Below are 10020 nucleotides of genomic sequence, written 5' to 3' on the forward strand. Positions count from 1 at the left end.
TCGTTATCTATTTAGCTAATGTTGTGGACTCGGTTGTATAGATTACTTTCGCCCAGTACCAGGTTCTTCTCAGTGTAAGTTTGACTGCTGTAGCAACAATCGTTGCTGATGTCGTATATGGAAATACCTGTTGTCAGAAAGGTAACGCGCCAAGATGAGTAATGTTGCATATCATCCTCGTAAGCCCAATTCCTTCACGAGGTAGTAATGGAACAAATTAATTTACCCCGATATCTGATATGTAGCTTCGCCTTTGTGTTGCTTTATCCTACGGCAATAGATCTCTACTTGGTTGCTTTACCACAAATCGCCAATGACTTGTCTGCGAGCGAATCACAACTTCATATTGCCTTTTCTATTTACCTCGCTGGTCTAGCATCGACGATGGTTTTTGTTGGGCGGGCTGCTGATTGTTTTGGACGCAAACCTGTTGCCATTTGCGGTGCAGTGATTTTTACCCTTGCATCAATGTTCGCGGGCTCTGCTGAGACCAGTAATAGCTTCCTAATAATGCGCTTTTTCCAAGGCGTAGGTGCCGCATGTTGCTATGTAGTGGCCTTTGCCATTTTGCGTGACACTTTAGGGGACCCAAAGCGAGCTAAGGTTCTATCGATGCTCAATGGAATTATCTGTTCTATCCCAGTACTTGCCCCCGTGATCGGCAATCTGATTATGATCAAGTTTCCGTGGCCCGTGTTATTCACTGCCATGGCGATGATGGGGATTGCGATAGGCTTAATTGCTTGCTTTGTCTTAAAAGAAACCTTGCCTAAAACCAAGCGCACACTTTTAGATATGAATGAAGATTCGAACGAATCACTATATAACCGTTTTTTTATATCGCGCGTTATTTATACATCTTTAGGCGTCACAGCGATTCTCTCTTATGTAAATACGTCACCAATGATAATAATGGATTCGATTGGCTTTACTCGAGGCGATTACTCAACCACGATGGCACTACTAGCAATGGTAGGTATGGCAACATCGTTTTCAGTACCATTTGCTTTGTCTTACTTCAAACAAACCACATTGATGTTCGCTGCACAAATGACCAATTTCCTGTCGGCTATCGTTATTCTCGCGGCTCACTTGAATAGCGATAGTGCGACACTTTATATGGTAGGATTCACTCTGCTCAGCATGAGTTTCCCTATGGGGTTTGGTGTGGCGATGAGTCAAGCGTTAAGCCAATTCTCACACAAAGCTGGACTTGCAAGCTCTATGCTTGGCATAGGTCAGGTTTCTTGGTCTGCACTTTACATTTGGTTGATGGCGACGTTAGGTGTGTCGGCTGTGATGATGTTAATGATAGCGTTGGTTGCTAGTAGCGTTATTGGACTCTCCATAATATTATTATTTCCAAATCAGAACGTTAGTGAGCCTTATGAAGAAATCTCTTGCCCGACTTGATCTTAATTTACTGCTCACTCTGCAATTGCTACTGCAAGAGCAGAGTGTTACTAAAACGGCGAAAAAACTTAATGTAACTCCCTCAACCGTGAGTAAGTCTTTAGGCAAATTGCGCGCTTGGTTTGATGACCCGCTTTTTGTGAATACGCCGCAAGGCCTAAAGCCAACAAATCTCGCGACAAACGTGCAAGTGCTTTTGTCAGACTGGATGCAGATCGGTAACCTGATTGTTTCACACCGAGGTGATGATGCGCCAAGCGGGGTTAAATTTCATCTTGGAGTAGAGTCGCCATTGTCACTCATCATGGCGGATGAACTGACCAAACGAATCCATGATTTTTATCCAGACTCAACGGTAAAGTTCCATAACTGGGATTACGACTCGTTAGACGCCATTACCAGCGGTGAAGTGGATATTGGTTTTACTGGCCGTGAAAGCCATCCTCGCTCCAAAGAGTCGTTAGAACTGCTCCCGTATTTTATTAATTTCGAAGTGCTGTTTTCGGATTTACCTATGGTGTATGTCCGCAAAGATCATCCTGCGCTCAAGCAAGAGTGGAATTTGGATACTTTCTTAAGCTATGCCCACATCAATGTAGCATGGGAGAAAAATGACAGTTGGGCATTGGATGAGATCTTGGCTGAACAGGGATATACTCGAAACGTTAGCCTAACGATGGCGAGTTTCGAGCAAGCTTTATTTGTTGCAGAAAAGCCCGACCATCAAATGTTAACCACAGCACCAAAGTATTGTCAGCGATACTGCGAACAGCTTCACCCCAACTTAATAGCGTTGCCTATCCCCATTGCCGAAGATTATCAGCACAAGCTACTGATTCCATTTACTATGATTTGGCACAAACGCAATAACAAGAACCCTAAAATCGTGTGGTTGAGGGAGACGATAAAGAGCCTGTATGACACAAGTTGAACGATTATTTTTTTAAATACATTTAGAACAGCCTCCCTCTTTATGCTATCAATAGCCGTAGGAGTGAAGTCTTGCCTTCCATTAGATTAAGTATTTTAAAATCTTGAACTCTATTATCCACTTCGAAATTGATTTCAGCTCATTCGGGCAGAAAGAAGCTAGAAGCACTTGCTTATGTTGCGTGAGTAAATGAATGTAAACCTCAGTACATAAAAACGAACCTAATTTAGGTAAGCTCTTGGCAACTATATGCCACGACTCGAAAAGTAACGCGTGGGTGAATCACCATAGACCCGACGAAACATAGCGATAAAGTTACTGGGCGTCGAATAACCCAAAGCATGTGCAACCGCTCCTACTGATTCTCCGCGTGCCATCATTTCTAACGAATGTATTAGCAGTGCTTGTTGCCGCCATTCACTAAAACTCATGTTTAACTCACTTCGAATCAATCGTCTTAATGTCCGAGATGAGACTGCCCCGATATTTGCCCAATGCTCCACAGAATGTTTGCTGTTTGGGTCTATTAAAATCGCTTGAGTAACTTTTTGCAGTCTCGGATCTCTGGGCTGTGGGATGTGGAGTGACTCATGAGGGCTATTGACGATTTCATCGGATATTACGGCAAGAATACGTAAAGACTGTATGGATAGCCCGTCTGTTTTGCTCCATATCGATACTCTAACCGATAGGGCTTTCAACACATCGCTCATTTGGAACACACAAGGTCTCATTGGAAACCGCTCACAACTCTCTGGAGTAAACAGTAATGAACGACCTTTCAGAGAACCACAAAAATAAACACTGTGCATCGCACCCGGGGGGATCCAACCAGCTCGGTGAGGTGGTAGTATCCACGCTCCTTCATCGGTTTTTACCTGTATTAGCCCTTCATCTATACACAGTAGCTGGCCTCGATGATGACTGTGCCAATTATGTGGCCGTTGCTCCAAATGGTTGAAGTCGCTCCTTTCATGCTGCCACTCCTTAGCGATCAGTGCGGCTCCATTTTTCCATTCGCTGTAGTCAGAGTTTGTCACTTTATTTACTCAATTCCATTTTGGCCATTATTCATTATTTTCTGTCCTCTTAACGTTACCATAGCAAGTTAGCGTTCGAGTAACATTTTAGCAACGACCATTTTATCGAAGGCAGAACCATCATGAACGAACCTATCTTTATTATCTATTACATTACAGCAGGCTTGGGCATTGGCTTGCTCGCAGGACTCGTTGGTGTGGGTGGTGGTGGAATGGCCGTCCCTATTTTTGCGTTTCTGTTTTCACTACAGGGAATAGCTGATACAGAAGTGGTCCATCTTGCGTTAGGGACATCAATGGCTTCAATGATTATTACAACATTGGGCAGCATGCGCGCTCACTACAAAAAAGAGAATGTAGACTCGACAATGGTAGTAAAAATGTTGAGCGGAGTTCTAGTCGGAACATTTTGCGCCACATTCGTAGCATCGTATCTACAGGGAATCTATCTGGCAGTTTTTTTCAGCGTATTCATGTTGTATGTAGCTTATAAGATGTTTCTCAACACTGAAAATGAGCACAACCCGACCCCACATGGGGCTATCGGTAACATCACTGTAGGCTCTGTGATTGGCTCTGTATCAGCACTTGTCTCAATAAGCGGTGCGGGGTTGATCATCCCCTATCTTGTCCAGCAAAATTTTGAGGTAAAACGAGCTATAGGCACCTCTGCTGCGATAGGTTTCCCTATAGCGCTATCAGGAAGCCTCGGTTACATGTTAAACGGATGGGAAAATACAGATTGGAACAACTTAGTATTAGGATACATATACCTTCCTGCAATGATCAGCTTCTCCATTAGCAGCTACTTAACTACTAGCCTCGGCGTGCGTTGCGCAGAGTATTTCCCAAATAAAGTTCTTAAGAAAATCGTTGGTATTTTGTGTGTTCTTCTGAGTTTTAAAATGCTGGTACAAGTACTTAATTAAGGCAAGTAATACAGTCATCAGTATGTCTTGCAATATGTTGTGGGGACAAGCCTGAAAAACTTACTCCTCGCTTTGCTTACTCAAGCACACAATGTGTAAGAAAGCTCCGCATTGTTGCACTCTTATAACTTTGTTAACCTAGCCAGAATTACATCCAAAATTTGCTGATGATTGTCCTTTCTGGAAACCTCGCCACGCTCTTGGCAAAGTGCTTCCTCCCCTTCTGATGCGAGAATTTTAATGCCACGCTCAGTACATTCTGCGAACGCACTAAACTGACTCGCACTGGGAATCTCTTGAAATGTCACATTGGGAAGAGCAACAAGTGATTCGGCTGGTGTCAGTGCGGGATGTAGCCGATCAGAAAGCGTCACCACGGTGATAGCATTGTTCATCAAGGCCAGAGTTTCAGGGACAAAAGTTTTCGTTAGCTCAGGGTTGATAACGACGACCGATTTCAGTTTGTTTTCAGACTGAAATCGGGGGAATTTTTGATCCGGGGTGTTGGTAATATCAACGTTATTTTCACGTAACCAATGACAGTCTATATTGGTGGCGTCGTGACACGATGTTCGATATTTTTCCGGGCTTATTTGCGCTCCGGAGAGCATCAGCATAGATGTGCCACCCAGAAAAAAGCCAACACCCTGCACTTCATCAGTATCTACACCTCCGGACAGTATCCCGACCGAACTTAATTCGTTCAGCCCAAGCACCAAATCACTAGTCCTGAAAGTGATTTCATCAACAGCCATTTCTGCATTGATTTCGTTCGGTGCAGGAGGCTTTGGTACCACAACGATATAACCTTGTTTCGCTAGGCCTGAAGCTATCCAACCACCATGGGAAAATGCTGACCGTGTTCCGCCCTGCGACAAAAGCACAACGGGAAATTTTCCACTTGCTAAAGGGGCATCTAACTGCGTTTCGACTGATTTAAAAATGTTACCCCTACCAAACGTGAAGTTGGTTTTTCCGTTCGTTGTGGGATACCAGTAGTAGACTTCTACAGGCTTGTCTCTGTCTTCACTGAATGCCGTTTTGACTGTTAGCGCAGAATGGTATTTCGGCTCATTCGTACTGGCGCTGACACTGACACACAATGTAGCGAGTAGAAACGACATTATTATTTTGGTTTTCATTTTTCCCTCAGCCGGTCAACACATTATTCTGCACGGCATCTGGAAAAAATGACGCGCAGGAGGTTCTCCATATATTTTGCGAAACATAGCAATAAAGTTACTTAGAGTCGAGTAACCCAAAGCAAGTGTCTGCTTTGAACTACGCCAGCAAGCTCTTGGACATAAATGAGTCAGTGATTTTGCTAAATTAACATTTAGAGGATTACCTCAGGTATTGCAAAACCTCTAGTGTAGTGACCAATTTCACTTATCCACTACAATTTGATCTAGCTCTTTCAACCGACTCAATACCGAGTACTTTTTAAGGTACTGCTTTAACTCATAAGGCTTCATTTCCTCAAAGCCCCATCGCCTCTCATCACTTCCAACTTTATGGGCTTTTTGAATACCAACAGGAACCTTTCGCGAAACCAATTTGTAACCCAAAGGCTTAAGAAGAGAATTTAGCCTATTCTGGATACCCATGAGTTCAGTTTGATACATCAGTCTGGATTGAAAATAGTGTTGATGAGTTAGTCCACTGATGTACCGGAATACATCCAAAGCATCGTAATACTCCTTCAGTCTAAGTTGACTATTGAGCTTGTTAATTGTGGGCGGTGGAAGCCTTACAAAATGGTGATACTTGTCGTTCAATTTTCCTCCTAGCTCTGAATGAACTAAGGTCATATAACAACAAAATAAAGATAGATTCCATAACGCTTAATATAAGAAAAAGCCAAAGCTATTTATTAACTTACGGATTTATTTAAAATAAAAATAAGCTCTACGTTTACTACTATAAGAGTTTTTTAAAAAGAGGGGGACCTCACTGGCACCATCAGGGTTGCGACATCAATACGTTATATGGGGATATGACAACATATTGTTATAGCTCACAAAACACACAACTCCCTCTATCCACTTCTTTCTTTTTAATTAATATTCCTCACGAACAAATGGAACAAGCATCATAGATACTGCACACATACAAACACCTAACAATTCAATAATAGGAAGCAATATGGAACTAAAAAATGTCCTTAAGCTGTCTCCTACTCAATCGCTCAAAAGAACTAGTTATAGAACCAAAGGTTCTATGGCTGAGAAAGACTTATATGAATATGACGTCTTAGATTCAGATGGGAATTGCGTGGGTAAAGTTCTGCACGTAGACGAAGTAACTCGTCAAGGTGTCAATCGCCAATATGTTAAGCATACAGACTCTAATGGAGAGGTGATCCTTGAGCAAAACTGGTAAACCATCCAAATGGTCTTGGGCAGATATGCCCATGTCTAAATGGGATATACGCTTCTGTAAATTAGCAAAGCATGTCTCAGAGTGGTCAAAAGATCCCAATGCAAAGGTTGGAGCCGTTCTTTTCTCTAAAAAAGGGGGAGATATAACTATTGGATACAATGGTTTCCCATTTGGCGTCGAGGATAGTGTAAAGCGACTTCAAGATAAAGAGACAAAACTAGATCTTGTGGTACACGCTGAAGTCAATGCACTGATTGCAGCTGGTAGCAGAGCTCGAGGAGCCACCCTTTTTGTATGGGGTAAGCCAATATGTTCCAGATGCGCCGGACCAATTATTCAAGCAGGGGTTAAGCGTGTTGTGGCGCTGAAGCCCGGGGATTCTGATTCAAAATGGGATAGAAGTGGCCAGGTCGCCCTAGAAATGTTTCAAGAAGCCGGTATCTCGGTTGATTTCTATGTATACAAAGGAGATGAATAATGTCACTAAAAAGCACTGGACTACCTATTATTTGCGATGAGTGTGGACAACCAATTACTAGCCATGACGATGCATACGTTGAATGGATAGAACCAACATTTAACGAGCCTCAGGATGTAAGAATAGTCCACGCAGCACACTCATCTCCTAACAAACCTAATGGAAACTGTTTTAAACACACAGCTCACTTTCATAGGTGTGATATGGATCTTTCGGCGATAAAATCCGATCCAAATGAAATGAAACGCCTCGGACTTATATAGATTTTTCAATTTCAGCTAACTAAGAACTGAAAGGCAATTTGCGAACAAATCACATAACAGGAATCGAATTTATGCCAAGCATCACTTGTGTTAATGAAGATTGTGGAGCCAATATCCCATTTGACCTATCACAACTAAATATTGAGGGGGAAGAACCTTCAGGAAATCATACAACGCAATATTCAGGATCAGGTGAATTCACATGTCAAGATTGCAACTCTGAGACTTCAGTTACATGTATCTGGGATGAAGAAAATGATACAGGTGAAATCCTTAGCTTAGATATCATGTAGATAATTTCAGCTAGTACTTTAAAGCGCCCGAGCTTAATGGGCGCTTTAGTTTAGTCACCTACAAAGACTTTATTCCAATGTCGCTTAACTGTAGCAATACCTACACCTAGCTCTTTAGCTGTAGCACTCTGCGATAAACCATCAGCCTTACATCTCTGTACGTTCTCAGTAGTACCTTTGGCTGCTGGTCTACCTAGTTTCTTACCCTTAGCTTTAGCTCTATTAAGCCCCTCTTGAGTACGCTCTCTAATTCTGTTTCTTTCAAACTCAGCGAATGCAGAGAACATTTGCAGCATTAGCTTACCCTCAGAGCTACTTAAATCAGCTGCTGGTAAATCAAGGCATATGACTTTGATTCCCTTAGTCGTGAGAGCATCTATTGTCTGTTGAACATCAATGTTGTCACGACCTAGACGGTCTAGCTTTAGGACTACTAACGTATCTCCGGACTCAAGCTTATGAATGATTAATTAAGCGTACATACCATGTATATAGGTATGTACGCTTTTTTGTCCCTGAAGGCTTAGTCACTGCGTGAAACCATCACCCTGCCAAAAGGGTACTTAAGGGAAATGATGGTAAAGTAAAATAATAAAGCCACTCCTGACGCTCGTACAGCTCACTACTCGCTAGGCGTTTATGATTTTTCTTGACCATCGGTGATCACACACGTAAAAGTGCCTTCTTTACTCTGTTTTGGAAATAAACGTTTTAGGACAGATGCTCTACAGCGCTTCTGTCAGATGAGCAAAAGTATGTTGAATCCTTGGACGTTTGTTAGCTGATTTTAGAACGCCCATCAATAGCGTTAACGTATATGTCGCCTTTCGTTTGAGCCGACTTCACTTTCTTGTCTAACATATCAGAAAATGTTTGATATCCTTCTAAAACCATCATCAGATCTTGTCCATCAACGAGTATTGTTTTTATTGCCTTTCCATGCACTAAAGAGCTTAAAACATTTGTACTGAATCCATTAATCGATACGAAAATTCCTCGGCCGTAAAGCTTACCTTCTACTTTTCCCACTAATTGATAGATCGGTTCATTAGACGCTGATTGTTCTTACCATTTTGCTTCAACAATGTAGTGCTCACCATCAAATTTGATAGCACCATCTATCTGCTCCCCCCTCACTCTGAAAGGCTCAGTTGTTTCGCATTTAGATAGCTTTGCAAGCTCTAACAGAATCTGTTCTAACTCATAACCTCTACGCTGTAATGACTCCACTCCCGACATTAAAGCCAGATAACGCTCTTTCAGTGCATTCAATGTTTGTGTCGGTTTTTGATTTGCCTCCGCTCGTTCTTCACGGGCTTTGCGCTCGGCCTTTATCTTATGATCTCGAATCTCTTGCAGCTGTTTTAAGTGGCTAATAGAACCCTCAGCATCAGTTCTATTGAGCTTGCGCAGCTTATCAAAGTAATAGGGGTCAAATTGAGACCAATTAGTCAGAGCTTGCAGCATTGACCTGAAAACACCTAACCCTTGGTCGCTTTTATTAGATAGGTGATCAAACATGTTATCGATGATTTCGTGACGATGTACGTCAGCGAGATTCCCGATGACTGTCATATCTTGTTTGGAACAACCACAATTACTAAAAAAACTTAATATGTCCTTTTTAGGCCAAAAAATTTTGAGGATACAATCTCGCATCGCCATTTTGATATCTGAGGGAAAGCTCATATTGAAAACCTTACTAAAATTACAGCTTAAGTCATTCTAAATAAACTTAACTGTTCTTTGTACTAGTAAGTGAGGTAAACAGAACATCCGCTAACAGTTTCTTTTCAGCAAACATTGGCTTTATAGTATTTTCAGAAAATACAGACGCCATAGCAGCAACATACTGTTTTATGAGTCTTATTCTTCCTTCCACTCATAAATTGCAAAACATGTCTGTATAATCACAAATGATCAACTAGGCTCATAATTTGTTATTAGTATATGTAGGTCAAGAACTGACATGAGCAAGTGGTCAGGAACCTTGAGCTAAACAGTTTTGGGGCACAGGCTTTTCAGGAGAAAAGCCTGTATCAGCAAGCCTCAGCAGTCTGTTTGCTCTGAGAGCCTCAGAGCGTCTTCCAGTTCCACTCCAAGGTAACGAATAGTGTTATCTAGCTTCGAGTGCCCCAGTAAAATCTGTACCGCTCTGATGTTTTTTGTTTTGGCATAGATCAAGGTTGCTTTAGTACGGCGCATGGAATGAGTGCCATAGTAGTCCGCATTCAATCCAAGTTTTACTGCCCAGTTCCTGATAATCGATCGATAGAATGAGTAGCTGATAG

General features: G+C 42.1%; 11 protein-coding genes and 1 pseudogene. 6 read left to right on the plus strand and 6 right to left on the minus strand.

Annotation, left to right across the window (positions count from 1 at the left end; translation table 11 throughout):
• Positions 1-207 precede the first annotated feature (207 nt).
• Together LIX84_RS05175 and yidZ are read left to right on the plus strand one after the other, a co-directional pair.
• A complete protein-coding gene (locus tag LIX84_RS05175; RefSeq protein ID WP_226420814.1) occupies positions 208-1413 on the plus strand; it encodes an MFS transporter in 1206 nt (401 codons plus the stop codon).
• Entirely contained in the window at positions 1388-2344 is a 957-nt protein-coding gene (gene yidZ, locus LIX84_RS05180) for an HTH-type transcriptional regulator YidZ (protein WP_226420815.1), read from the plus strand. Before LIX84_RS05175 ends, yidZ begins: the two co-directional genes overlap by 26 nt.
• A 245-nt stretch (positions 2345-2589) precedes the next feature.
• On the opposite strand, the gene LIX84_RS05185 is transcribed toward yidZ, so the two are convergent.
• On the minus strand, positions 2590-3384 hold the full coding sequence (locus LIX84_RS05185; protein ID WP_226420816.1) for an AraC family transcriptional regulator: 795 nt from the start codon (positions 3382-3384) through the stop codon (positions 2590-2592).
• A 122-nt stretch (positions 3385-3506) separates the two neighbouring features.
• Between LIX84_RS05185 and LIX84_RS05190 the strand changes: the two genes are divergently transcribed.
• Positions 3507-4313 (plus strand): sulfite exporter TauE/SafE family protein, encoded by an 807-nt coding sequence (locus tag LIX84_RS05190; RefSeq protein WP_226420817.1) that lies wholly within the window; start codon positions 3507-3509, stop codon positions 4311-4313.
• A gap of 122 nt (positions 4314-4435) precedes the next feature.
• Here the strand turns inward: LIX84_RS05190 and LIX84_RS05195 are convergent, their stop codons facing one another.
• Complete coding sequence (locus tag LIX84_RS05195) at positions 4436-5437, minus strand: alpha/beta hydrolase family protein (RefSeq protein ID WP_226420818.1); 1002 nt, start codon at positions 5435-5437, stop codon at positions 4436-4438.
• A gap of 1096 nt (positions 5438-6533) precedes the next feature.
• On the opposite strand from LIX84_RS05195, the gene LIX84_RS05200 reads away from it, so the two are divergent.
• From LIX84_RS05200 to LIX84_RS05210, 3 genes are all read left to right on the plus strand, one after another.
• On the plus strand, positions 6534-6695 hold the full coding sequence (locus LIX84_RS05200; RefSeq protein WP_226420819.1) for a hypothetical protein: 162 nt from the start codon (positions 6534-6536) through the stop codon (positions 6693-6695).
• Entirely contained in the window at positions 6679-7173 is a 495-nt protein-coding gene (locus LIX84_RS05205) for a deoxycytidylate deaminase (RefSeq protein ID WP_222104689.1), read from the plus strand. The genes LIX84_RS05200 and LIX84_RS05205 overlap by 17 nt, the downstream gene beginning before the upstream one ends.
• Positions 7174-7507: 334 nt before the next feature.
• Complete coding sequence (locus tag LIX84_RS05210; protein WP_074051656.1) at positions 7508-7729, plus strand: hypothetical protein; 222 nt, start codon at positions 7508-7510, stop codon at positions 7727-7729.
• Between the two features lie 50 nt (positions 7730-7779).
• Here the strand turns inward: LIX84_RS05210 and LIX84_RS05215 are convergent.
• The 4 genes and pseudogenes from LIX84_RS05215 to LIX84_RS05230 all read right to left on the minus strand — a co-directional run.
• Positions 7780-8199: pseudogene (locus LIX84_RS05215) on the minus strand (recombinase family protein); the annotation flags it as partial.
• A 307-nt stretch (positions 8200-8506) separates the two neighbouring features.
• Positions 8507-8758 (minus strand): hypothetical protein, encoded by a 252-nt coding sequence (locus LIX84_RS05220; protein WP_226420820.1) that lies wholly within the window; start codon positions 8756-8758, stop codon positions 8507-8509.
• A 36-nt stretch (positions 8759-8794) separates the two neighbouring features.
• Positions 8795-9394: a hypothetical protein gene (locus LIX84_RS05225; protein WP_226420821.1), complete on the minus strand. Its 600-nt coding sequence runs from the start codon at positions 9392-9394 to the stop codon at positions 8795-8797.
• Positions 9395-9778: 384 nt separating this feature from the next.
• Positions 9779-10020: tyrosine-type recombinase/integrase (locus tag LIX84_RS05230; RefSeq protein ID WP_226420822.1), on the minus strand; the 242-nt coding region annotated here is incomplete at its 5' end.

This window comes from Vibrio sp. E14 (assembly GCF_020515785.1).
GTDB classification, from domain to species: Bacteria; Pseudomonadota; Gammaproteobacteria; order Enterobacterales; family Vibrionaceae; genus Vibrio; species Vibrio diabolicus.

What these genes read in the sequence shown, in the direction of transcription:
- LIX84_RS05175 (WP_226420814.1), top strand. Translation starts at nt 208, where the DNA reads ATGGAACAAATTAATTTACCCCGATATCTGATATGTAGCTTCGCCTTT.
- yidZ (WP_226420815.1), top strand. Translation starts at nt 1,388, where the DNA reads ATGAAGAAATCTCTTGCCCGACTTGATCTTAATTTACTGCTCACTCTG.
- LIX84_RS05190 (WP_226420817.1), top strand. Translation starts at nt 3,507, where the DNA reads ATGAACGAACCTATCTTTATTATCTATTACATTACAGCAGGCTTGGGC.
- LIX84_RS05195 (WP_226420818.1), bottom strand. Translation starts at nt 5,437, where the DNA reads ATGTCGTTTCTACTCGCTACATTGTGTGTCAGTGTCAGCGCCAGTACG.
- LIX84_RS05200 (WP_226420819.1), top strand. Translation starts at nt 6,534, where the DNA reads ATGGCTGAGAAAGACTTATATGAATATGACGTCTTAGATTCAGATGGG.
- LIX84_RS05210 (WP_074051656.1), top strand. Translation starts at nt 7,508, where the DNA reads ATGCCAAGCATCACTTGTGTTAATGAAGATTGTGGAGCCAATATCCCA.
- LIX84_RS05225 (WP_226420821.1), bottom strand. Translation starts at nt 9,394, where the DNA reads ATGGCGATGCGAGATTGTATCCTCAAAATTTTTTGGCCTAAAAAGGAC.